The organism is Lysinibacillus sp. KU-BSD001, from assembly GCF_042920265.1.
Lineage (GTDB): Bacteria > Bacillota > Bacilli > Bacillales_A > Planococcaceae > Lysinibacillus_B.
Genome location: NZ_JBDQZI010000006.1, coordinates 1 through 26,387 on the forward strand (window position 1 = coordinate 1; position 26,387 = coordinate 26,387).

Annotated in this window: 15 protein-coding genes and 1 pseudogene; 7 read left to right on the forward strand and 9 right to left on the reverse strand. The window is 33.4% G+C overall.

Features of this window, described 5'->3' with window-relative positions; genetic code table 11:
- Positions 1–1,321: 1,321 nt before the first annotated feature.
- A complete protein-coding gene (locus AAGS61_RS10480) occupies positions 1,322–3,298 on the reverse strand; it encodes a methyl-accepting chemotaxis protein (protein WP_391371169.1) in 1,977 nt (658 codons plus the stop codon).
- A gap of 317 nt (positions 3,299–3,615) precedes the next feature.
- Between AAGS61_RS10480 and AAGS61_RS10485 the strand changes: the two genes are divergently transcribed.
- Positions 3,616–4,359: a hypothetical protein gene (locus AAGS61_RS10485; RefSeq protein WP_391371172.1), complete on the forward strand. Its 744-nt coding sequence runs from the start codon at positions 3,616–3,618 to the stop codon at positions 4,357–4,359.
- Positions 4,360–4,651: 292 nt separating this feature from the next.
- On the opposite strand, the gene AAGS61_RS10490 is transcribed toward AAGS61_RS10485, so the two are convergent.
- Positions 4,652–6,151 carry an MASE3 domain-containing protein gene (locus AAGS61_RS10490; RefSeq protein WP_391371175.1) on the reverse strand — a complete coding sequence of 500 codons (1,500 nt, stop codon included), beginning with the start codon at positions 6,149–6,151 and terminating at the stop codon, positions 4,652–4,654.
- 14 nt (positions 6,152–6,165) lie between these two features.
- Entirely contained in the window at positions 6,166–6,810 is a 645-nt protein-coding gene (locus AAGS61_RS10495; RefSeq protein WP_391371178.1) for a response regulator, read from the reverse strand.
- Between the two features lie 731 nt (positions 6,811–7,541).
- Between AAGS61_RS10495 and AAGS61_RS10500 the strand changes: the two genes are divergently transcribed.
- Both AAGS61_RS10500 and AAGS61_RS10505 read left to right on the forward strand, forming a co-directional pair.
- A complete protein-coding gene (locus AAGS61_RS10500; RefSeq protein ID WP_391371180.1) occupies positions 7,542–8,072 on the forward strand; it encodes a GAF domain-containing protein in 531 nt (176 codons plus the stop codon).
- 174 nt (positions 8,073–8,246) lie between these two features.
- A pseudogene (locus tag AAGS61_RS10505) lies at positions 8,247–8,438 on the forward strand (IS4 family transposase); the annotation flags it as partial.
- A gap of 164 nt (positions 8,439–8,602) precedes the next feature.
- On the opposite strand, the gene AAGS61_RS10510 reads toward AAGS61_RS10505, so the two are convergent.
- Entirely contained in the window at positions 8,603–9,172 is a 570-nt protein-coding gene (locus tag AAGS61_RS10510) for a TetR family transcriptional regulator (RefSeq protein ID WP_391371183.1), read from the reverse strand.
- A gap of 212 nt (positions 9,173–9,384) precedes the next feature.
- Between AAGS61_RS10510 and AAGS61_RS10515 the strand changes: the two genes are divergently transcribed.
- Together AAGS61_RS10515 and AAGS61_RS10520 are read left to right on the forward strand one after the other, a co-directional pair.
- Positions 9,385–10,503 carry a class II histone deacetylase gene (locus AAGS61_RS10515; protein ID WP_391371186.1) on the forward strand — a complete coding sequence of 373 codons (1,119 nt, stop codon included), beginning with the start codon at positions 9,385–9,387 and terminating at the stop codon, positions 10,501–10,503.
- Between the two features lie 104 nt (positions 10,504–10,607).
- Positions 10,608–11,987 (forward strand): purine-cytosine permease family protein, encoded by a 1,380-nt coding sequence (locus AAGS61_RS10520; protein ID WP_391371188.1) that lies wholly within the window; start codon positions 10,608–10,610, stop codon positions 11,985–11,987.
- A gap of 110 nt (positions 11,988–12,097) precedes the next feature.
- On the opposite strand, the gene AAGS61_RS10525 is transcribed toward AAGS61_RS10520, so the two are convergent.
- The 5 genes from AAGS61_RS10525 to AAGS61_RS10545 all read right to left on the reverse strand — a co-directional run bounded on the left by AAGS61_RS10525 (position 12,098) and on the right by AAGS61_RS10545 (position 21,485).
- Entirely contained in the window at positions 12,098–12,445 is a 348-nt protein-coding gene (locus AAGS61_RS10525; RefSeq protein ID WP_391371191.1) for a hypothetical protein, read from the reverse strand.
- 413 nt (positions 12,446–12,858) lie between these two features.
- Entirely contained in the window at positions 12,859–15,141 is a 2,283-nt protein-coding gene (locus AAGS61_RS10530) for an SEC-C metal-binding domain-containing protein (protein WP_391371194.1), read from the reverse strand.
- A 28-nt stretch (positions 15,142–15,169) separates the two neighbouring features.
- The gene (locus tag AAGS61_RS10535) at positions 15,170–16,567 is read right to left on the reverse strand and encodes a reverse transcriptase domain-containing protein (protein WP_391371197.1); all 1,398 of its coding nucleotides are present in this window, start codon (positions 16,565–16,567) and stop codon (positions 15,170–15,172) included.
- A gap of 334 nt (positions 16,568–16,901) precedes the next feature.
- Complete coding sequence (locus AAGS61_RS10540; protein ID WP_391371200.1) at positions 16,902–19,475, reverse strand: helicase-related protein; 2,574 nt, start codon at positions 19,473–19,475, stop codon at positions 16,902–16,904.
- 30 nt (positions 19,476–19,505) lie between these two features.
- Positions 19,506–21,485 carry a DEAD/DEAH box helicase gene (locus AAGS61_RS10545; RefSeq protein ID WP_391371203.1) on the reverse strand — a complete coding sequence of 660 codons (1,980 nt, stop codon included), beginning with the start codon at positions 21,483–21,485 and terminating at the stop codon, positions 19,506–19,508.
- 242 nt (positions 21,486–21,727) lie between these two features.
- Between AAGS61_RS10545 and AAGS61_RS10550 the strand changes: the two genes are divergently transcribed.
- Complete coding sequence (locus tag AAGS61_RS10550; RefSeq protein ID WP_391371206.1) at positions 21,728–23,371, forward strand: competence protein CoiA; 1,644 nt, start codon at positions 21,728–21,730, stop codon at positions 23,369–23,371.
- A 740-nt stretch (positions 23,372–24,111) separates the two neighbouring features.
- Complete coding sequence (locus tag AAGS61_RS10555; RefSeq protein ID WP_391371209.1) at positions 24,112–26,355, forward strand: hypothetical protein; 2,244 nt, start codon at positions 24,112–24,114, stop codon at positions 26,353–26,355.
- Positions 26,356–26,387 lie beyond the last annotated feature (32 nt).

Sequence of the window (26,387 nt, forward strand, 5' to 3'; positions counted from 1 at the left end):
GTACGATTATGAGTCCGCACTACCAGCTCAGAAATCGTAATCAAAGTAATTTAACTATAGCACATTGACCTTTCGAAAAAAATAAAAATCGTGAGGTCTATTTGGCGTGCGTAATTTTTTTGGAGGGTGGGGGTACCCCCACCCTCCAAAAAAAATCTTTTCAACACATAATTATTTTCTTAAAAGCTATTGACTGAAGGTAAGAAATCGGTTGTCTAAAAATAATGAAAGATTCACATTCATTACAGTAGATACTGGGAAATTATACGTGCAAATGGAAAGAAAATGATTTCTTTTAGAAAAGAAAACTATTTTTCTAGCAGATTGAGAAGTATTCACTTTTGCCGTAGCGCGCCATAGCCACAGGAGCCAAGATTCTCTTTGCGACGAAAGCGTAGCGTCAGGAGCAGGAACAGGAGATCCAAACAGGCCGTGCCTGTTTTAGCTCCTGTGCAGGCTGTGGCAAAGCGCGGAGGCTATGATACATACCTTTCACTATTTGACTGGTGTTTTTAGGATGTATTTTTGCTCATTATGAGATACTAAGTTTTAAATTCGATTGATGTAGACTTTTCCCTCTTTTTACCTTTCTGCTTCCAAATTACATTATATTCCTATCACTTCGCTTTATGCTCATATGCACACGTTTTTGAACATTAGAATATGGTTGTTAGAAAGTTTTTGGGGAATAAACACCGAATGAAACGATACAAAAGCGCGAAAAGTTCACTTTCCATTGGGGGAGGACGTGCATGAAAAAATAATCTTAGTATTAACAGGAATGCTCGGACTGACCTAATAAAATGTGACAAATAAAAACACCTTTCGTTGAAGAATCGGGTATCAGATGATTACCCAATACTTATTAACGAAGGTGTTTTTCATTGAAGACTTAGGATTACGGTCTTTTTTAAATCTGTTGATTCCTATGTCTGGGGACAGCGGATATTGTACCAATAAAAACTATAAAGCTTATAATCTTTCATTAACAACACCCCTTAAACCTCTCAATATCCGCCTTTGAGTTCCTTTCTATAGACCTTTTTTGATAATTGATAACCATTATTCACCTCTTCGCAACCCCCAAACCCGCTTTTGCTCGGATATGGCAAGGGTTTGCTCGCACCGATGTGTTTTGCTCGGATACGGTAAGGTTTTGCTTGCACTGGTTTGTTTTGCCCGAATGCAGCGACTTTTTGCTCGGATACCGTAGCTTTTTGACCGTTTACCGCGCGCTTTTGCTCGGATACGGCAAGGTTTTGCTCGCACGGGTTTGTTTTGACCGTTCAATATCGACAGTTTTAAGATGATTTATATATGACTAATATCTGAATTTGGCAATAGAACAATTTAGATTTTCCGCCATAGAGGAAAGGCCGTTTGCTGATTGAGATATTTCTTCCATAGCGGCTAGCTGTTCTTCTGCAGATGCTGCTACTTCTTCTGATTTTACTGCGTTTCCTTGTGCTGCAATGACTACATCATGTGCAATAGCCATGATTTCCTGGATTGCAGCTGACATTTCTTGAACAGTTGCTGAAACATCCTCCATCTGCGGAGTGATTTCCTTTGTTCCCTGAATAATCTGGTTGAATTTTTCAATTGCTTTATTGGAAACTTCTACTCCAGCATGCACATCATTTGTCACACGAACCATCGTTTGTACCGTACTTTCTGTATCTTTTTGGATTCTACTTACAATGTTATGAATTTCTTGTGCAGAGGTTTGAGATTGTTCGGCAAGTTTCCGTACCTCATCCGCCACAACTGCAAATCCTTTGCCGTGTTCACCAGCTCTAGCTGCCTCGATTGCAGCATTTAATGCAAGCAGATTCGTTTGATCGGCTATACCCGTGATGACATTCAGTATTGAACTCACTTCTTTAGAACTTTCATACAAAGATTGTATTGTTGTGTTTGATTCCATTACAGACTGATTGATGGACTGCATTTGGTTCACTGTGTCCCTAACAGCTGTACCGCCTTCTTCTGCTTGTACTATCGTATGGCGAGATAATTCTGAAACTACCGTTGAATTATTCGCAATTCTCATTGCACCCTCTGAAACTTCTTCTAACGCTTTAGCTGTATTATCTACCCCTGTCTTTTGCTTATCAGCATTACTTGCCACTTCTTGAATGGAAACTGCTACTTGCCCAGTGGCAGCGCTAGTTTCTTCAGCACTTGCTGATAATTCTTCTGCTGAGGATGCTACTTGTTCTGCACTTTCTGCAACCTTGTAAACTAATTCTCGAAGGCTTTCCTGCATATCATTGAATGCATGCCCTAATTGACCGATTTCATCATTTGATCTCACCTGAATCTGCTCGGTTAAATCTCCTTGACTAATGGTAACCGCTTTTTCCTTCAATTCGTTTATAGGTATAATGATGGATCTGATAACAAAGAAAATCACTACCGCTCCTACGATTATTGCAATCCCAATAACTAATAATGCATTTTTAAGAATTGGTGCTGCCGCATCTTTCACCTCATCTGTAATAACGGTACCTGCTATTTTCCACCCTGTTAATTCATTCGTTGCAAAGGCAAGTATTCGATCTTCACCATTAAATACAACATCCATGCTTCCTTTTTCTTTTTCATAGATGATGTCGTGGAAAGCGCCTTGAGCTTTGCTTCCTGCTGCATTGACTGGATGAGAGATGTAATTTCTACTTTCATCTAAAAGAAAGGCATACCCTTTGTCACCTATCTTCACTTGATTCACAAGTTCTTGTATATAACTTAATTTAATATTAACAGCTATTACGCCAGACCCATCTTTCGTTGTTCGAGAAACAGATACAACGAGTTCATCTGTACCTGCAGTTGTAAAAGGTTCTGATACAATTGTTTCTCCTTTGTTTTCCATTGCTGCTTTATACCATTCTCTTTCCCTTGGATCAAAATTCGGATCTGTAACAACTCTCGGTTCTTGAATAAGTATGCCAGTGTTAGTTCCTACAAAAATACTTTGTCCCTCTGGATGTAGTTTTATATATGTATCAAATTGTTTACGGATTTCGGGACTACGGTCTCCTTCATATAATGTTGATGTAATGATTTCAGAAAATACATCTAAATCGTGTATTTTGGGCTGAATCGTTTTATCAATATTTGCGTTTAATAGATGAATCGTTCCCCCAAAGCCATCTAGCATTGCATGTTCTACCGAGTCTTTGGCCGTAAAATATCCTAGCGATCCAATAACGATCGTCGGAATGATTAATATGGCCGAAAAGGTAATAATTAATTTCATTTTTAAGTTTCTGAATTTCCTAAGCACCTTTTCCATAAAACAGACCTCTTTTCAAATGTTTTTGATTTTTCTATATTTTCAAAATGTTATAATCTTACACTTATTATTTCAGATATAATGATTCTTACTATCAGGAAATACCCTTCAATTACTCATAAAAACTCCCTAGTCTTTACTAGTAATTTTTACAAAACAAGATAAATACGAGGGAAAAGATTTTACACCTGAAAGTTCATCTCCCATTTAAATAGAAATTCAAAAATATAGGGAAAAACCCTATAGATTATTGTTATGTAATTGCGAGATAATGTTAACGTGAAATGAAAATAATATGATGGGTGTGAGTGTACATAGTGATGAACCGTATTGGTGACATTCAACCACTTATTCAAGATTATCGATCCAAAATTAGCGACAATGAATCTGAATTAGCGATTAAGATTTTAGATGACTATGAAGAACTCCTCCAGTTATTCAAACAAAAAAACGAGATGATTAATCAAATTTGGGATTTTCATGAAAATGAAAAGTATCAATTAGCTCATGAAACATTGGATCCACTTGAACAAATTTTATATAGCTCTTTATTAGGAATCCGTACGTTAGACGAGGAAGCACAATCAGACTCTGCAAAAGATTATTTAGCTTCACTTAAGAAAGAAATTGAAAGACAATTACATCAGTTGAAAGAAGCTTCCATTAGTGTATATCCAATATGTATGCAGGATTTGGGGCCTTACGGGGCGATTAAATCTTACTATGAGCTACTTAAAGAAGGAAAGAACATAACGATTGACATTGACTTTAAAGGAACACTTAAAAGGCAGCCCCTTAAAATAGAGAATAATATATTTCGATTCATTCAACATTTGATTCAAATTATTGACAACCTTAATACTGTTGACTCATTAAGTGTCACTATGAATGAAAAGGATGGTCGAATCGTTATTACATTTGAGGGAAAGGCATTAGCAGAAAGACTAAACCACTCTTCTAAATATCAACTATTTAAAGAATTAGTAGACAGTATTGAAGATGTTGAGATTGTAGAGAAAAATGAATGTACATTTAATCTCGTTCTACAAACAAACAATTAGACAACTGTAACAAAAAATCGATGGGTACCTATAGAACGCCGTTCCGTCCTATCCACTAAATACAAAAAAACTCCTTTGTAGAAGACTTAGAACGATGTCTTCTACAAAAGAGTAATGTTTTAACTTGCTTCAGCAAATTGTTATTGTACTGAAAGCGAAGTGACAGGTACAGAAATCCTCCACTTCTATAGGGGGATGAATTTCAAATATGCCCTAAATTCAGTGGGGGTTTAAACCCTAGGTGAATCAAGTTAAAGTCCCTAGCGTATGGGAATAGGGAATAATCAATCTTTTAATCTACATTTCTCGGGACAACAATTTCAATCGTCGTTCCCTCATTTACTTTAGAATGAAACTGTGCAGAACCACCTACCCCTTCTGCTCGCTCCTTTATACTATATAAACCAATACCTCTTCGCTGTGCGTTTTTTAAATAATCCTCTACGCAAAATCCTATGCCATTATCTTTAATTGTCAAATTTACTACATCTTCATCCGTATTGAGCGATACATAGACTTCGGTTGCTTTCGCGTATTTCGCTGTATTATTTAGCGCTTCTTGACAGATTCGATAGAGAGCTGTTTCAGCTTCTGGCTTTAACCTCCCTACTCCCCTTTGTATTTCAAAGTGAACTGAGCTATTATGAATTTGTTTGTATGAATCGAGATAGGACCTCATAGCTGGAATAAACCCTAAATCATCTAATGTACTCGGCCTTAATGAACGTGCAATTTCTTTTACTTCCTTCATAGCCTCTTGTGTCATCGTCTTTATCATTTCTAGGCTCTCTTCATTCTTTTCTACGGATTGATCTTTATTGACCGTATTTAAAGTAACTAAAATACTAAATAGGGATTGGCCGATACTATCATGTAACTCTCTAGATACACGTTTTCTTTCCTCTTCATGTGCTTCAAACACTTGTCTGGATAAGTTTTTTTCAGCCTCATATAGCTTCAGCTCTGCTTCTAACTTTTGCTTTTCCGCATTTTCTTTGTCAGTTAAAATCTGCTGAATCTCAGGGAAATAGATCGCACGATAAATATAAATGTAGGCAATAAATTTGAAACAGTGCCCTAATAGATTTTCAATCGCATACACATGCGTATAAAGGGTAAAAAAGAGCTCCCCCACCATCATAATAAATAAGGCAAAAATCATGCGAAGCGAATCGATAGTTGGTCGTGACTCTTTTATATATCTCGTTAATAACGTAATAAATGTAATAAAAATAGTTATACTTATTACATACTCAAGCGAAACTTTAAGACTTGTAACCCCTTGTTCATTAAGTAGTACCGGAAGTCGTTCTGGTATTGTAAGAATAATCGTTGTACAAATGCTCACAAATAGGATGGCTACACTTAGACCCGAACGACGTTTAATAAATAGCAATTGGTTTGGTCTAAAGACAAACAGAGCAACGCCAAAACTTTCTACTAATCGTGCTACAATCCAAAACCATGTGGCACGGGTAGCAGAAAACTCATCGTTCATAAAGGGCATTCCCTTATAAGTGAATGTATGCACTAAATCAAAACAACCTACTGCTAGAAACACTAGTCCAATAAAATATTGCGATTTAAGTCGATGGGTAGAGTAAGTTGTCCACGCCTGTACAAATATAGAAAAAGAAACAAATATACTAAATAACTCAAGTAATGTATGTAGTAATAAAAAATGATCATCTACCTCAGCAGATATGTGTGCCGTTTGAAAGCGAAACAGTAAAAGTAATGCAAAAATTGAAAAAATTATAAATTTAATTTCCTCTTTCTTTAAAGCTGACATCCTCTTGTACTCCCTTAATCAAAATCTAAATAGCCGTTTTTCACTGCAAATTCCACTAAATCTGGACGTGTTTTCAGTTGTAATTTTTCCATAATTTTCGATCTATGGGATTCTATCGTCTTGACTGAAAGAAATAACATCTCTCCTATTTCCCGATTCGTATAACCCTTAGCCAAATAAGATAATATCTCTTGTTCGCGACCCGTTAATTTTTGCAAATTACTCTCATTGGCAACTGACTTTTTCATATATTCTTCTAATAAAAGTTTTGTAGCATTAGGATATAAGTAAGCTTCTCCGCGGTAAACTGTCCGAATAGCTTCTAATAAATCATTTTCATGATAACTTTTTAATAAGTAGCTAGAAGCCCCCGCCTGCAATGCGTGGAATAAATATTCCTTCCCTTCGTGCATCGTTAAAACGATGATCTTCACCTTATTATTTGCTTCATTAATTTGTTTTGTTGCGACAAGACCGCTCTTCTTTGGCATATTTAAATCCATGATGATTACATCTGGTTTTTTTTCTAATGCTTTATGGACGGCTTCTTCTCCGTTCTCCGCTTCATCTATTACCTTCATGTCTGTTTGACTATTAATCATATGTTTAATGCCCGAGCGTACAATGGCATGATCGTCTGCAAGTAATACTGAAATCATACTTGCACCTCCTAAATTAGAATCTCTGAAAATACTATACCATATATATCACAAATTTTGGTTATATGTAGGGATTTTTCATTAAAATGGTTCATTTCCATAAGTCGGGATTGCTATAGATATACTACACTCCGAGCGGTCGCTTTCCGCGGGCGAAGCGCTGAGCCTCCTCGTCGCAAGCTCCTGCGGGGTCTCATCACTCCGCTTTCCCGCAGGAGTCGCCGCTCTCTGTTCCGTGTGCTAAAAATCGCAAAAATAATTCTGGATAAACTATTTTAATAAATTAATCCTCATTAATTACCTATTAAGAACTATTGCTCCTGCGGTGGTCGCATCATCATGTTAGCATCCACGTCGCAAAGGTTGCGTCTCAAAATGTCTTTTCAGACGGTTACTTTGTTGATTGGAGTGGAGCCAGCGTGACTCCTTGGGGATTAGCGTCACAGATGAGACCCCGCAACGTAGTGAGGAGGCTCATCGGACGCCCCCAGGAAAGCACGCTGGCGCAACGGAAATCACCCCAAAATGACCGTGAAGAGTGAGAGTGAGCCATTAAACTTACCGAACAGGGGGGAATAACCCACGTAATATAGAGAATGCACTAGTAAAGTATAGGGATTTTTATAAATAACGCTTAGGGGTTTCCCTTATGGTGATAGTTAATATTAGTTGTAATAATAGTAAATAAGGATACACCTACAATTCATAACTTTTTGAAAAGAGGGAAAATGATGATTACAGTTCAGAAATCCTTATTTGAAAATCAAACTACTATTATCCAGATGATTTCATCCGGTACGCCATTAAAAAAAATACTACATTTTATTGTGAATAGCATTGAAAATTCTTGCGATCCTTTTAGTCTGTATGGGTCCATCATGTTGTACAATCCTAAACTAAATCAATTAGGAGAAACGGTGAGTTCCTCTCTCCCTACAAACTTTATTCAATCTATGGAGCCAGTAGAAGTCAGTCCTTATGGCGGTTCATGTGGAGCTGCTGCCTTTTTAAAACAACCGGTTATCGTTTCAGATATTGAAAATAATCCTATTTTGGAAAAGTATCGGAATGCTGCAATTGTCCATGGATTTCGTGCTTGTTTTTCATTCCCCCTTCTCTCTTCAAAAAATGAATTATTAGGAACAATCGCATTTTATAGTCGAGAGTTAGGCAATCCAGATGAAAAAACGTTAAATGCAGTCGATTATTATAGCGAACTAGCCTCTTTGGCCATAGAGAATTCAAAGAGTACTACGAAGTAATGTGGGGTCTTCTTTTGTTTAATACAGTAGCAACATTCTTTTAGAGCATAGTAATTTATAAAAAGCCTCGATTCATTTGTGAATCGAGGCTTGACTTATTTTTGGAGATAGCGGCACTAGCCCGCACAACTCCCTGAATTACTCTCGAAAAAACCAAAATTCTTCTACTGACTAATGAACATTAAGAAATTTTATGGATATAGTGAACAAGCCGTGCATAATCAAGTGTAGATTACGATGATTGTTTATTGCCTGAATATACTCGCACAGCTGAATACTCAAAGTGAACGAACAGATTTACAAATCAGTCGTTATTTAAAAGCTGCTTTATGGAAATCAGCATATACTTGGATTCGAACAATCTAGAAACTAACGTGCCATACAGCTTTTTGAATCAATATTGTACCCGTCTTAGGCTATAGTTGAAAAATGGACGTTTACTCCCTTTGTTTAAGTGTTTTTATTTTTCTTCTAAAATCGAAAATGAATGAACTTCATTCATTTTAAGTTAAAAAGAAAAGCGAGAAATATTATCTCGCCATTACCTTGTTTATAAAACATAATACATCCTGCTTATCTTGTACAATTAATTCTTCATTTTTTTCATCGAAAAGATATGCTCTTTCTGCTGCCGATTCAATGAGACCGTATAAAATTTTGGATGTTTGCATTGTTTCTATAGGTAAGTCAATTTCATTATTTTGAATGGCCAACTCTAATTGTTTTGTCAGCCAATCGTAGTAAGGTATGTATGCGTTTACCCAATCAGCTAAATAATCAGATGCCGATAACCCCGTATAGATTATTTTAACTAACTGTTTCTGGTCTTTCGTAACAGCAAAAACCGTATCTACTAGTATTTCTAATTTTTTATCGATAGGAGCGGTTTCAGGCACATTTTGAGTAATAGCTTGCATCATATCTTGTATCATGACGTTCGTTATTGCTGGCATTAAGGCAAGTTTGGATGGGAAATATAAATAGTATGTTCCAAGTGCAATGTGTGCTTCTTTTGTAATATCAGATATTTTAGTACCTTCAATCCCCTTATCTTTAAATAATTTTATAGCTGCATTTATAATTCTCTGCTGCTTATCCAACATATCACCCACTTTCAACTTTTACCATAAATACTAGCTCAATTTTAAATATTAAACAATATTCAAGTGAAATTTATAAAAAACAAGTTATTGACAAATGAATCTGATTCATTTACGATTCAATATAACGAATGAACGAGATTCATTTGTGAGGGTTTTTATGTATTTTCGCAGTTATTTTGGAATTTAAAACAAAATCGGAGGGGTTTGGCGTGAAAACGGGGTATGTATTTGATGAAAGTTTTTTCTGGCATGATAATGGGACGGGAACTTTATATTTGCCTTCTGGTGGTTATTTAGAGCCTGATGTTTTTGTAGAACATCCTGCTACTAAGAGAAGAGTAAATAACTTACTTTATAAATCTGGTTTAATGGATCAGCTACAAATCCTAAAACCTGAGAGAGCGACGAAAGAAAGAATTGAAACGGTACACAAACAAAATTATGTAGATTATGTAAAACAATTAAGTGATACAACAGGTGGGGATGCTGGTGATCATGCGATAGTGGGGAAAGGGTCGTATGAAATAGCGTTACTTTCTACAGGAGCAGCTATGAAAGCAGTGGATGCCGTTATGAATAACGAAGTAAAAAATGCGTATTCGTTATCAAGACCACCTGGGCACCATGCAGAACCAGAAATGGGAATAGGCTTTTGCATTTTTAATAATATTGCCATTGCGGCGAAATACGCTCAAGAAAAATACGGATTAAAACGCGTATTTATTTTAGATTGGGATGTTCACCATGGCAATGGGACTGAAAAAATATTTTATGAAGATGATACGGTGACTTTTGTGTCAATTCATCAGCACTTGAGTTTTCCAAATAATACAGGGTATGCAGATCATGTAGGCAGTGGAAAGGGAGAAGGCTATAACATTAATATTCCCCTACCAGCAGGAACAGGCGATGCGGGATATATTGCAGCTTTTGAATCGATTATTGCCCCAATCGTGCGCGATTTTAAACCGGAACTTATTTTAATATCAGCAGGACAAGACCCAGGCATGTTCGATCCTTTAGGAAGAATGAATATGACTGCGAAAGGTTTTGGCGAGATCACAAAAATCATGCTACAACTTGCTGATGAAGTTTGCGATAGTCGAATAGTGTTTGTACATGAAGGCGGATATAGCAATGCCTACGTTCCATTTTGTACATTGCGTATTATTGAGGAAATGTCAGGCATTTACACAGATGTGGAAGATCCATTCACTGGCTCTCAAGCACCAGATGTATTAAATATTGTCCAAAAAGAGGCAATCGATCAAGTAATTAAAATTCAATCTAAGCATTGGTCGTGTTTTAATGAACCATCATTAAAATAAAAGGATGCTGAGGATCACAGTCAATTTTATTTTAAACGATGAAGCTTCTATTCTAGTAATGGTTATAGATGAATGAAACATCATTAAAATTGGGAGGATTAATTATGGCTAAAATTGAAAATGTAAGTCACGAATTTATTCCTATTGAAAGTCGTAACAACAGTGCTAGAGAAATGTTCTTCACATGGTTTTCGGCTAATACAGTTTCAACAACACTAGTAACAGGTGCATTAGCCATTATTATAGGATTAGATTTCTTTTGGTCCTGCATCGCTATCATTGTAGGTCACGGCTTAGGTGCTATTATTATGGCCCTTCATGCTGCACTTGGTCCGAAATCGGGATTGCCTCAAGTAGTACAAAGCCGTGCGCAATTTGGCTATTACGGTGCCATTTTACCAATGATTATTATATTTATCATGTATATTGGATATGGTTCTACTAACATTGTAGTCGTTGGCCAAGGATTAAAGGAAACGTTAAATTGGAATTTACATTTAACCGTTATTTTCAGTCTGATTCCGATGGTTATAATTGCTATTTACGGTCAATCGATCTTGCAAAAATCCATGAAGGTCATTACGTATGTCTATATAGTCACTTTCATTGCATTAACATTTTTATTAGTGACAAATTTAGAAGGTGCTATTTTAAAAACAGGAAATTTTAATTTATCTGCTTTCATTTTAATGACATCGATTTGTGTGACATGGCAAATTACATATGGACCTTATGTGGCAGACCATACACGTTTTATTTCACCGAAAGAAAGTGTAAATACGTTCAAATACACTTATGCAGGAACGTTTTTAAGTTCCGCATGGTTAATGGTTTTAGGTGCTTTAAGTGCGACAATGGTTACAGATGGCAATGTGATGGGCCAAATTAAAAGCATGGGTACAACGGGGTGGATCATTACACTACTTTTAACAGTTGGCGTACTAGTTATCAACTCTTTGAATATATACGGCGCAGGGATCATACTGTTGTCCATTATTAGTAATTTTATTTCCTTTAAAACGACCGCACGCTTACGTATTTTTGCTACGATGTTTATAGGAATGATCATGGCGGTCATTGCAACTTTTGGTGCAGGGAATTTTATGGCTAATTTTCAAATGTATTTAGTTTTTGTCCTTTTCTTCATTATTCCATGGAGTTCGATCACGTTAATCGATTTCTTTGTTTTAAAAAGAAATACCTATCATCATTCCGAGTACGAGAAAAAAGACGGAATTTTCCGACCATTTAATAAAGTGACATTAAGTATATATTTAGTGACAATTGTTATTCAAATTCCATTTTTAAATACGGATTTGTATGTCGGAACGATGGCTACAATGTTGAATGGTGTTGATATTGCATGGGTTGTTGGACTAATTTTTTCAAGTGTTGTTTATTATACAATCACTAAAATGAATGCAATCAACATCCCAAGTGAAAGTAACGCTACAATTAATGAATTGGACACGTCTATTGATTAACTAATTTTCACCATCAAAACTTACTAAAAAAGAGAAGGTTGGCTCAAACTGCCTCCTTCTCTTCACCTTCAAAGTAATGCTCCCTCGATTGTAGCGATTAAACGATCCAATTATTTCGCGGATTCAATCGCTTCAATTAGATTTGTAAAGATAGATGGATCTTCAACATCTTCGTCTGTTACTTCATTGACAATCTCAAAATCATCAGCGTCCACAAGTAAAATACTGATGCCGTCTTTAATGAACTCTTCTGCTTCGACTTCACCTTCATAATATTGATACGTTGCTACTACAACATGAGTCCCAGCCTCTTCATCTAAAAACATATAAAGCGTATCCGAATTTCCGTACACTTCCTCTAAAACGGAACGCAACTGAGGTGTACCCTCGCTCCATTTCACTTCTTTATTTACTGTTGCTGCAACTAATGATTCTACAAATTCTTCTACTGTATTCATTCCAATACCCTCCATTCCACAAAACATTCTGCGGTAATCTAGCTACTGTATCATACAATGACCCATTAGGTAAAATTACCACCTTTCGCAAATACAAATGCAATCTACTTATTTAGGATATGAATGTAGTGGCATCTTATTCATGTGTTTTTACGTTATAAGGTGAAATCGGTGACGTTCAAACAGTCATGGATGTTTATGCTCATGTCATGGAAAAGGATAAAGTAGAGACGGTATACATCAAGGGTTTTCACCTTTTTGAAATCGTTTGATTCCTATTAATGGAGACGGCGGGTATTCAGTCTACAAAACAGACAAACCTTATTATATCAACGTTTGAAGGGCATTTTTGAGGCTCAAAAATAGCTCTTACAAAGGAATTAATAAGGTTTGATGAAATATGCTTACGGAGACTAGTATTTCTTTATTTCACAACATTTCTTATATTTTTTATTTCTTCCACAGGGACAATTATCATTCCTCCCAATTTTACCATTAACTTCTCTATATTTTTCTATTCTTTGCTTTGAAATAAATTCAACCACTTTTTCAACGTCTTGTATTTGATCAAGGTCTTGAAGGTTGCTCAGTTTTAGTGAACAAATCTTTATATCTCTTAATCGATCCTGTCTATCATAGTAAAAGTCATATACTAAGCATTCTCCATTACCAATAATATTTAAATTTGCATAAATATAATTAGCCTTATCATTATCTGTAAGTGTTTTCAAATCAGGAGCATAAACAAATATAGCATATGGCATTTCGCCTGGTGCAAACGTTTGAATCATATAACCAATTTGTTTTTGCCTTAATAAAATTGACTCTAATTGATTTACGAAATTATCTCTGGATTCAAAATCAAAATCTAATAAGAAATTAGAAAACCCAATTTTTTCTACACTCCCTATTTTACTTAACAAATCTAGAATTTCTTTAAACTGAGGTGCCATATTTTGTGTCGGCTTATTAACCTCTATATTATGATGCAACAACGAAAAGTAATTATCTAGTTCCTGTCTGTAACCTATCCCGCTTAGTCTAGTCCCACTCTCTACTTCTTTAGCATCCCAAGTATATAAGTTTCGCTCTAAATACATTCCCAAATGATCTAACTCGTCATTCAAAGCTAAACTCTCACATTCAATAGCATTTCTACGTTCTTTTAAGTAATGTAGAAATTGTAACGGATTATCGAATATATCTCGATATATTCTTAAATCATCTATCGATAATGATATTGAATTACTCTTCAATTTTATAAAATTGATTTTTTCTGCTTTGGCCGTGAAGGTATTAAAATTATCTACCGTCACACAAAGGCAATAAATTTCAGAATAATTTCGCATGTCTAATTCCACTTTCAAATCTTTTTCCTTCGTATAAATTTTTGAAAGTGTATTTTTCTCTATATATTCCTTGGTTCTATCACATTGATGATCTGCCTTTTCAATCAATGCTTTAAAAGAATTTATATGTCCTTTATAATCCGTTAAAGCAGAAGTATAAATAAATGATCCTGCTTTAACTTCTACTATTAACATGACATCATTAAAAGTTATGAGTAAATCATTTTCAGCACAATCTTTCAATGATTTTTTTCTAGGGTAATAATTGTCTCTAAACGTATTACAGCCGGGAAGTATTTTTTTAAATAAATTTTCCACCATTTTTTCAGTCGTTTCTTGCTGGATAATTGCCCATGTTTCTTTATAACTTGGACATGCAATTATTAAATTTTTTTGAATAGCTCTATATAGATTATCGAAAATAGAGTAATAGTCGAAACCGTATGCAATATTATTAATTTTAATAAATGGTCTTTTTTGGATAGGTAAGTCTAAATTCGGCCATCCGGAATAATAAGTTTCATCATTAAAGAAAGCTCGATATTCATTAATTCCATAACTTAATATATCAATAAATTCATCAGACCACCCTGTTATCTCTTTAATCCCATGTAACTTAATTATATCTAATTTTTGAATTTCTTCAGATAAACTTAATAATTCTTTAAATTTTTGATTGATATCAGTAACATTATCAACTTGAATCTCTTGGCTGAAAAATTCATTTAAACCATCAGCCATTTTCTTCATTTCATCCAGTCTTCCTTGAGTAAGAATATATTCTAAATTTTCTAATCCTTTGATAAAATTTTCTACATTAAGTTTAAAAGTTTCTTCAAATATTTGGTTATGTGGAGAAAGTATTTCTCTAAAATGTTCAATTTGATAACACTGATATCTATCTCCACGTACAACTCTTGAAAATTCAGATTCAATTATATACGCAAGATTTTCTCTATTAACGCTTGGATCGTCTTTTAATTTTTTTTCAGTCCAATAGAAATAATAATCATTTAAAGAATAGTACAAATTGATAACATCCATTAAAATATCTTCATAGTCATCAAATTCACTCTCTTGTCCACCATCCATATAAGAATTTTCTTGAGAAACTAAAATTGACTGAATATATTCAATAGCTCTTTGAGAATAAATTTCCTCTAGGCTACTTTCAATCTCTGAAGTTAAATTAATGAAATTTACTATATTCCTTTCAAATAAATAATTTAAAAGTTCAAGCGGATTAGATTTTTTAACTTTTTCTTTTATATTATTTATTAACTTATCTATATCATTTTTATGTTTTTCATAATCATTCTCTAACAATATTAACTTACTATCCGCCATTAATATCCTCCTTAGATTTTCAATTAAGTCATAATTTTTTATGGATTCTTCTCCAATGCCTCTTAACCTGCTTCTTAATAAGACATTTAACAGGCAACTTATTCATTTTGTTATGCGCTTTATAAGCATACGTAACAAAATTTCCACGTTCTTTATAATTAAAGCCTAAATGAGTATATAAGTCATAAAGGGAACGTTTCGGACCTGGCCTTTTTGTGAAACGTTCAATCCCTTTCACAGTCTTAACCTTGCGATAAGCTCTCGTATAATAATTAAACAAGCTCTTTTCTCTCAATTGAATCATTTGTCCATCCGTTACAAATCCCAAATAATCGATTTTTGAGGGATTTAATTGTTCATCAAGTATTTCATTACCATTCCATAACCTTATTTCAGTTTTTTCTGGCTGCACAATTAATCCATCGGGTTCGTATTTTTTTATGATTGAAAATAATTCATTGCGAATTACACTGAACTCATCGGAACCTTCGCCTTCAATTGGTATAACAACAATCAAATCATCGCAGTACCTTCTATACATAGCATTTGCATTCTTTTGTTTACACCATTCACTTATTTCTTTATCAAAATCTATTAAGTGTACATTAGAACATACTGCACTCATACTTGAACCTTGAGGTATACCAAAAGGACCCAGATTAGGGTTTCTCTTTAAATAAAATTTCTTGAATTCCCTAAATTCAGCTGGCTCCATGATTCTACTAATTTGATGCATTTTAATTTTTTTGTCTAATTTCCTTCCATGCTTTTCTTCTAAAAAGTTATAAATATCTTCTCTATTCACGTATGTAAATTTCGTCAAATTTTTAAATACTTGATACCAGTCTTTCTCTAAAGTACTTACTCCTAGAACTCTTTTCATGTTTTCCTTCAATGTATGATGCGAAATATTATCGAAATACTTCGAAAAATCACTAGCTATTACAACCGCCTTCTCAAATTTAAATAAATGCTCGAACACCTGAAACGCAAAATCGATATTATTTTCACCAAACTTGTTATTCCGATATGCAATAACATTTTCATCAATTTCATTATCAGTAGCATAATTGTTATAAGCATTATTTAGTAAATCACCATAATATTTATATATAAAGCTGTCTTTATGAGCAGCATAAAAAATTTGACGAGTCTTTGGTTTCCCAGGTTCTTTTCTTTTAATGACATTGCCTAGTTCATCAATTTCTTTAACCGTCACAAACCTCTTAAAGTTCATTTCAAAATGTAGAAATGGTAAAAAAGCATATGAAGCTACGAAATCCTTATTTAAAAGATCCGCTTTCATATGCCCAATTTGTATTCGTTCATCAAAATGTAGATAACCTTTTGTTCTATACTTCTCCCAATTAATGTTAGAAGAGCTAGAGAGGTTATGTAATTGATGTGGTCCATTACCCTGGTTCATAACCGAAAAACCTCCTAGCCTAATTTGGTGTCATCTATCAAAGATAGATGCTCTGCTGACCACGCGCTCCGTATAAAACGGCTTTGTTACTCTTAAAACACTACACTATACTTACCCTATGGAGGTAATTACAATGTTGCTAAGTTTGTCTAGCTATTCAGAAGTCCAGCTCGTGCTGTTCTTAACAGAAATCACTAGGTTGCTTGTTGAGGTTCTAAATATTTATAACCTTGACAAGCGTGAAACTTAACACTCCTACAACTAATTTCACAGGACAGTTATATTATAACATTTTTACTAAATTATAGTTAAAATAGCAGTAATTTTTAAAAATTCAATTAAAACTTTGATTTCTTACAACTTTTAGAATCGATTTCGTCCAATAATCATTACTCCAAACATAATTAGCATTAGGAACATCATCTATAAATCCTTTTTTAACCCAACTTCTCCAATCACCAGAATTAGTTCTAACTATATAATCAAAAAGACCTTTAACGATTTCTTCATTATTAGGAGTATACTTTACTTTTTCAACATCTACTATTCTTTTCAAACAAGGCTGTCCAGCATAATATAAACGTTTATTAATTATACATAAAATAGATTGTTCCCTAGAAATCGTGTAAATTAGTTTTAACCAATTACTAGCTTCACCTACATATTCTATTTTTCCATTGTTATCATTTTCCGTGAATTCTACTTTAAAGAAAGCTTTGAATTCATCTTTATAAACATAATAATTTTTACCAATTACCTGACCAAAATATTTCTTATAGAAGTCTTCTGATAACCCAAAATCTATTTTTGCTAACCTTCCCATTGCAGTTGCAAAGTAATGAACATCACCACTATATTTTTCCCTAGTATATCCTTGTTCAGTATGACTTAATTTTATCAATTCTTTTTTTAATTGATTACACATTTTAAAAAATGGTAGGGTACGTATTAATTCTTCTAAGTTTTCATATAGCAAAGGACTTGTTGTTTTAAAGCCTTGGAATTGATCGCCATAAGTGCCTCCACTAAAACTAGGAAAAATCTGATTAAACTTATTATTTTTAAATAGATTTTCAAAATATAAATTAAAACCTTCTCTATATTTTTCAAACTCTAATGGTAACTTAATAGACTCGTTAAAATCTTTCAAATAATCACTATAACCATCTAAATTTTTTATAAAAATTGCACATTCTTTAATTGGATCTACTGTGCCGATATCTAAATTTTGCGATGAGATACCTTTAATATAGAAAATTTTATCCCATATACCTTTATCTTTTTTTAATAATTGTGATACTTTTTCTTTGTCTTCACTTGTTTGCACAAACTGTCGTTTTATTAAAGCTAGTTCATTTTTAATATCTTTTATTAAAATTTCAATCGCCGCTTCTTGAGACATTTCTAAATCACTAACCCCTATGATTGAATATTCATCACAGAAATCAAATAATTCCTTCAATTCCTCGTCATCTATCGAAGCTACTTCATTCATATCTTGCTCATCATATTCTGCTTCGACTTCTGAATATAGCAACAATTTTTTGTATAAATCTAGCATTAATTGATTATCTTCCAATAAAGTTCTTATTTTCTCTATATAATCATCAATAAATTTTTTTCGATTAATGAATTCTGTTAAGATTCTTGGGGATAAAATAGTATTACGTGAAGGTAAATAATTTAGTAATGAATATAAACTAGTTTGAATAGCTGTTAAAAAATTAAAAGTATTAGTATCTAAATAAGCATCGTTTATTAAATAGCAATTATAAATTTCTGCACTTACACTGTCTATACGATCAATTCTTCCATATCTTTGTTCAAGAGCTGATGGATATGAAGAAATATGATAATTCACAATATGATTAAATCCTGGCAAATTTACTCCTTGTTCTGCAATTTGATAGGTTAAGATTAATACGTTTGGTAAATTATCTAACTTCGAAAAATAGCCTAGCTCTTGTGGATTACTGCCTGTCACAATATAATAAGTTGGGATATTTTCAATTTGTTCATTCGAATTAATGAAGCCACGACTTTTTAAATATTCTCCTATCTTCTCAGCTTCTTTTTTAACATACCTAGTGAATACAACAAATCTATTTTCTTCTGATTTATTATATAGTTCTATAATCCTATTTGCTAAAACTTCATTTTTAGAATCCAGTGAATTGTAATTCCAAGTTAACGTTTCATATCGTCTAGCAGTATGCTTAAAACTATTTTCTTTATCAAGTGCCTTTATCGTATCTTTAAAATATCTTGAAACAGGTAATTTTAAATCAAACAGGCTACAAATTAACTGATTAGGGGCTTTATTAAATGTATCTAAGTTATCTATCCAATCTCGGCTTACTTTTTTACCTAAAATTTTTGAAGCAATCTTGGTATAGGTAACTAAATCTTCTTTCCCCGTTTTTATAGGTGTTGCTGTTAAAAATACAACTTTATCTGCTTTTATATTCTCAACAAGATTTAAATATCTTTCTGTATCTTCATTTAAAAATAAATGAGCTTCATCAATTATTAATAACCCCACGGAAATAGGGGTTTTAAATTTTGAATAATGATTATTAACAACTGTAATTTTCGAAGAGTAATCCTTATAACCAAACGGCAATTTTTGGAACCAGTCTTTTAAAAATTGTCCATAGGAGTTGGCTTCGTTTTTTCTAGCTAAGCTATTAGTTGTAATTACCATCACGTTTTTATTATTTCTTTCAAGATAGTCTAACGCCATTATTCCACTACTAATAGTTTTACCACTACCTACCTCGTCAAAAATATAAACTACATCATTTCCGTATTTATTAAGTCTATCACTATGCGCAAATTGAATAGGATAAAGATCTATATCATTTGGATTTAATAATTTCAACCATTGTCTTTCTACAATCGTACTCATGTTATGTTAGCCTCCTTTATATACTAGATTTTACAAATCAAAATCTTTGAGATAAAAATTCATTTTTTCAACTACAATTTCCTTCGCAGCACCATAATCATTCGTAGTAAACTCACCAATATTTTTCTTTAATACCTGGTACACTGATTGATGAGTATTCTTCATTAACCATCCAATATTGTCGATATCACTATCTAACTGAAAGTCATAGCGAACAGGCAGCTCTGTTCCTTTTTTCTCTAACTTACTTTGAACAAAGAATTCTTCAATTTTCAAATTCAACCAAGTAATGTACTCTTTACGTAAACTTTGAGCTTTTAAGTAATCTGCCCCTTCTGAAGCATTAGATTTCAATGACTCATTCGCCTGATTTTCTTTTAACTCCCTCAATGCCTGAGCTTCTACTTCAGATACTAATCCGGCTTCCTTCATTTGATTAATACGATCAATTTCTACTTTTAATTGATTAGCTACAGCATCATTCGTTGCTTTTTTAGCTGCTAAATATCTATCAAAGCCATCTGGTGAAAATGAATCTTCGTTACCTATACCTTTAGAAGAATATTTAGTTACACTCCCTAATTGCTGTGGGACTATAACTAATACATCTTCTTCAACTTGAGGTTTAGACTTCTTTTTGCTAGGCCTTGATTCAACAAAGCCTAGTTCTTCAAGCAGGTTAAGTTGTTCACTTATATTTTCTCTTTGTGATTTAATAACTTCTGAAAATGTCTTCTGTTGTTTATAGTACTCCCACAATTTTTCTAGCCCTAGTTCCTTGTGATAAATAACATTACAAAAATTATCAAGTTCTGAATTGGCATTAGGGATTTTTCTTAGCCCTCTTCCAATCCCCTGGGCATATGGTGTTAATGACTTAAATGGTCTAAATATCGAGATAATTGAAATATCAGGGTTATTGTATCCTTCACCTAACATTTGAATACTAACCATTACATCGTATTTACCTTGAGCAAAGTCACTTAATCGAATTTCATTTTCTCTTTCATTATTTGAGTTTGTACTAACATATGTAGCACTCAGTCCTGCATCGTTAAACCATTTACATATAGATTGAGCATGTTCATCATTGCATGTAATCGCCAACACCCGATGATTTGGATAGCTCTTTCTTTTGTCTAATAAAACTTGCTTTGTTTGCTCTATAATTTGCTTTGAACATACTTCAGAAAGAGCAACAGATTTATTTATCCAATCATTATTTAATTTTTGTTTAGCTTCCTCTAAAGTTAGCCTTTGTCCCGTTTCGTTATGGATAAACTCCAATTCGCCCGGTATTTCTACTTCTTTAATAACATCCTTTAACAAACCATCTTTTATCGCTTCACCTAATGTATATTCATAAATTGGATCTAAAGGGTTATTAGTTATTTCAAGCTTATCTGCTCTAAATGGAGTTGCTGTTAATTTAATTACTTTGGAAGCTTTAAAATAATTTAAGGACTCTTGCCACATAGGTGCTGCAACATGATGTGCTTCATCTATAATAATCATGTCAAAAAAATCTTGTCCCACTAGATTCATTAAATTCACTTCTTCACTACTACTATTAATTCGATGAATATTAGTAATAACAATGTCCGCTTCATTCAATTTACTTAGTGCAATAGCTTTTTCTTGCTCACTATCCTTTTTAAATCCTTGATATAACAATGTCTTTGGTAAGTCCCCAGCTTTCAATATCACATTATGCTTATATAAAAACGATTTTTGAGGATTAAACATTGTATCGAATTCTTCAAATACAGTTCTTCTAACAACCTTACCTGGAGTTATTAATAGTACTTTGCCTTTACAATTAGCAAAAGGAAGTATCGACATTAAACCCGTTTTACCAGACCCTGTTGGCATAACGACTAACACTTCTCTTTTTTCGAATTCAGGGAACTGCTCATAATATGTTGTCACCGCGTTGTAAGCATCTACTTGAGCTTGATATAACTTACTATTACCAAATATATTTGCACTTGCTGATTCAAAAATTACCATAATATTCCTCCTCTATAAATCTATAATAACATACCCCTCTATATTAATCGTACTATTTCAAATTTTTAAATTACAAAACAAACATTTTATCTTTAATAAATAATTTAAAGAAAACTAATGAAGTTATTGCTTTTAAAGTACTACTGCTTTTCTTATAATAAATATACAAAATTTAACAAATTTATATTTAATCACTTTTTCTTTTAAAGTTATCTACTTTTCTTAATAATTGAGGTGAGAAAATGTTCGTAGCAATCAATCAAAACGGCGAAAAACAATTTGCCTTTCATGAGGATAAGGAACACTTATATTCTTTAGCCCAAGCAAAAGAACTGTATTGTCCGCACTGTCAAAAGCATGTTTTCTTTCGCGGAGGGCCTAAGCGGATTCATCACTTTTATCATGAACGTCATGTTGAATGTAGTTTTGTTGGAGAACGTGAAACACAGGAACATCTTGGTGGTAAATTAGCGATTTATAATTGGTTAAAGAAGCAATACCCGAATGCTTATGTTGCATTGGAAGAACGTATTACTAAGACCAATCAAATTGCAGATGTGTATGCGGATTTTGGGAATGGTCATAAGTTTGCATTTGAAATACAATGTGCAGAACAAACAGCAGAAAAATGGCTGGAACGTCGTAAGCTTTATTCATTAGCGGGTATAAAAGATATCTGGCTTTTTGGGGCTAATTATTATAAAGAAATACTCGTTGAAGATATTGAGGATGATGAAATTGTGCTACGTTTAAAATTCGCACAGCAAACTGTTAATGAAAAAGACCGTAGTGTTTATTTCATTGACGTGAAAAATAATCTCGTAAAACATATTGGAAAGTTCTTCGGTATTTCCTACCGTACCGAAACAAGAGCTGTTGTAAAGATGCAAGAACTCCCTATTAATGAAATGGAAATTTTTAAAATCCCCTCACCATGTAAATATGTCTTAGGAAATAAACTTTCATATGAAAAGCTTCAACAATATTTTATAGCTAGAAATGTAAAAGCAGCTGAACTATGGCAGAAACGCAAGAAACAAAATGCTATACGCATACAAAGAATTTTGCAAAAGCAAGGGCAACAAAAAAGATTCCAACAGTATAAAAAATATTTGAATAACTTCAATATAGAAAAAGTAGTGCAGCGTATGTCACACAGAGAGCAGGTTTTATTTAGGCGACTAGTAAAGGAATATGGTTTAACCGATATAAATTTCCCTGGCATATTTAATATCCAAATGGAAAATTATAAATGCATTCATACACCATACCCTTTATGGCAATTACTCGTATTTCACAAAGCGATTAAGCATAATTATAGTAAGAAACAATTAATCTTCTCTAAATACTTATTTCAAGATATAAAGGACCAAATTCGATATGATGTTAGGGACAGTAAAGAATTTGCTACTTTAATTCATAGTTATTTAGTTCTCCTAGAGAAGTGTGGTTTCTTGGACAAAAAAACACTTTATCGTAAGTATACACACCCATTCACAATTGAAAATAATATATTGCCCATCGTTAATAATAAAGAACTTAATGCAAATGTCGCCTTGTATTTTTCTGAATTCAATTTACTCCAAATTGGATGGGGTGACTATTATGATACTGAAGTATTTATTGAGGGTGAAGAACAAGAAGTTTTAGAAAAAGCTGTAGACTATTATCAAAATCTCGTAATTAATAGAATGGATTCACCTCTATATATTGAAGAAGGTCTAATTGAATGGTTCCAACAAGCTGTTTTGGAACAATCAGTTGAATTAGAAGCACATGAAAAAGACTTTATAGACCACTTAAAAAATTTAGTGCTTAACGAGGAATTCATATCACAAGGATTACATGACACTTTTATAGCGTTAATTGAGGAAAAATTCAATTAGAATATACAGGTAACTAAACCTAATAAAAATAGTTAGCTAGCTATTTTACATATGTGGTCTATATCTGTGTGGTTCAAAGCGAATGATTATGAAAAAAGTTGCGATTGTTGCTGCAACAGTATATTCGATAGCTTTGTCCTCAACTTCACTATGTACTGATAAAATCAATGTCGTTTGCTTTAACTGTTGGTAAGCCCGTAATCAAACAACGCATATAAAACACCTGGCACCTTTGGTACGATGAACTATTAATGGTGCCTATTAGATATTCAAGCATTTTAACCAACCTTAAAATTGCTCTAAACGTAGTAGTATCAAAAGATTGTAATGGTTACTAATAATAATAGTTCCGAATGGTAGATACTAATACCTTGTACATACACATGAAAAGCTGGACAAATACTCCAATACCAACACTTCGATATGATTTACAATATTAGCAAATATGCTTAATAGCTCAATTTCAGCTCAATAAATACAAAGCTAAAAAAACTCAAATATCGGTTTGGAAATGTTATGATTAACTAAAATGTAATTAATTCCAAACAAATTAATACTTGAAATGGGGAATAATTATGATTTGTACGGTTTGCCAAACTAATTATCATTTTCAGAGTAATAGTTAAAGCTTTGACGGTACTACTCCATACATAAATATCCCTTATTCTTCACATATGTTCCTGCTGAGCATGACGAAGTATCGATATGTCATGCTCAATAATAGAAAGGATGGATGAACAATGGAATTAGCAGTAGTGAAATGGTTTGGAGGTAAACGTCGTGATGGAATAGAAAATAATTTTGGTTTTGTCGTGATTGATAATGTAGATATACATATCCATAAAAGCGTTTTGAATAAAGAGCTGTTGGAAACGATCAAGGAAGATATGCTCATTTGGGTAACACTTAATCAAAAGGGGAAAATTGTAAAGGCACAACCACTTCATCTCGAAAATCAAGAAGAAATTTTAACCGCTTTACGCATGAATATTTCCTCTGCGCAGCAAAAAATATTAATGAAGACACTACAATTACACCAGCTTGATATCGATGCACTAGAGGAACAATTAACATTAGAAAATAGTAAAGAGCTGATGAAACAGCTACTGCTTGCTTATTGGTCAAAAGCAACAGCTAATCAGTGCCTAACTTCTATCATTGACCACTCAATAACTGAGTTGTCATTAGATATGGTACAGGCACTTGCAAATCAGCCACTTGATTATAATGAACAGCTTGCACAGCTATTAGAACAGACATTAAAAACAGCAGTTATTTATAAAAAAAGCCAGGCGCACGCAGTATTTATCAAAAATTACATAAATTTATTCGAATTTTTCGAAATAGAGGATACGCTAATCGAGCAATTATTAGAGGACGAAACTTCTGCGCAAATAATTGCTGAAAAAGTAGCTAACGATATACCAACTGTAAAAAGTGGTGAAGTGCTACGATATCGAGATTTTAATCGCTATAAGTCAATTCCAATCGCTTTTTGGTTTAAATATAAGATACTACATAAGCTTATTATACGTAAAAAAATCTATCCCTACTTTATTCGTAGCTATGTAAATACAAGCGTAGGTACAAAAGATATCCAAACTGCAATGAACTATTTTACTAAATACTTTTTTGGCAAAGTGGCGCGAACAATGCCAAAAAACTATTGGGAAGATTACGACAAGCAGACATTATGCTATTTCCCTAGTCTTTCAATGTTATCACTTGAGCAGCAATTCATTTATTGGAACGAAAGTACAAATACAAATGTTGAAAAAATGTTAGACGTAATTACACAGATTGCAGACGACGAACGTGGACATTTTATCGAACGCTTGTCTCAAACTTATAGACAGCATTCAAGTTTTTTTACGTTTTTACCAGTATTAGAGCGAGTTGAATTAATTTATAAGCGATTACAGAATAATGAGATGCTTTGGTTAGAACAAGAACCTCTCGTAAAAAATTACTTAATTTACAAAATAACAGAACAAATTATACAAGATAAAAAGCCACAATGGTTAACAAATGAATTAATCTCACAATTTGGAGAAAACGAACAACATCCACTCATTAAAGTATGTTTGCGCTTGCTTTATATTGGCTTAAACAAACAAAAGCCTAATGTAGAAGAAGCTGTACTTCAAACAATTGATGAAGTGATTTTACAGCAAGCAAATGCACGGCAAGGTTTTGACTTGCTTGCCTTATTACCTCGTTGTAACATTAATCATTCGCTTGTAAAGCATTGCGAAGGCCGCCATATTATTTATCGTAATACTTTTCCAGATGACACCGCTGAAATTGATGAGGTATATTATTGCCCTCGCTTACGTAAGTCATGTGAGAAAGCCGTATGTACACGAATTAGCGACACGGTCTATATGCATGAAGGTTCACGTATCGGTCCAAATTTTCAATTACCATATAGCTATTGGTCGCTACAGGAAATGCTAACATTCGCTAATTTAGAACCAATGGCTGAAACATTAAAAAGACCTGATTCCACAGATTATTACACAAATAAAATTGCTGGCTGGGTCAATCGCTTAGAAAAATTAATCCAACGTATGAAATGCTCAACATGTTCAGAGCCATTTAGAGTGGATTTTAAGTTCTCTAAACGTTACGATGCAGCATATAACACAACTGTTTTCAGTTGCTGTCAAAATGAAAGAAATGAAAATCCAGAGCATGATTTCCGCATCTATTTAAATCATTGCAACCATTGTAAGCAATTAATTGATAGTAGAGAAAGCAAATACCAAATTTATAACAACAATGGTTATTATATCTGCTATCACTGTGCAGGTGCAGAACCAAATATTTATTACAATCCACCATGGGATTCAACACCGAACCGCAAATATGAGCAAGGAGATATTTGCCCCAAATGTAATTATCGCGACAAGCCGATGATTGTAACAAAGCAAAAATGGAAAAAATGTACATCATGTAATCATGAAATTAAGCTTACAAAATAATCTATATCCATAAGGCGTCCAACGTAAGCCCG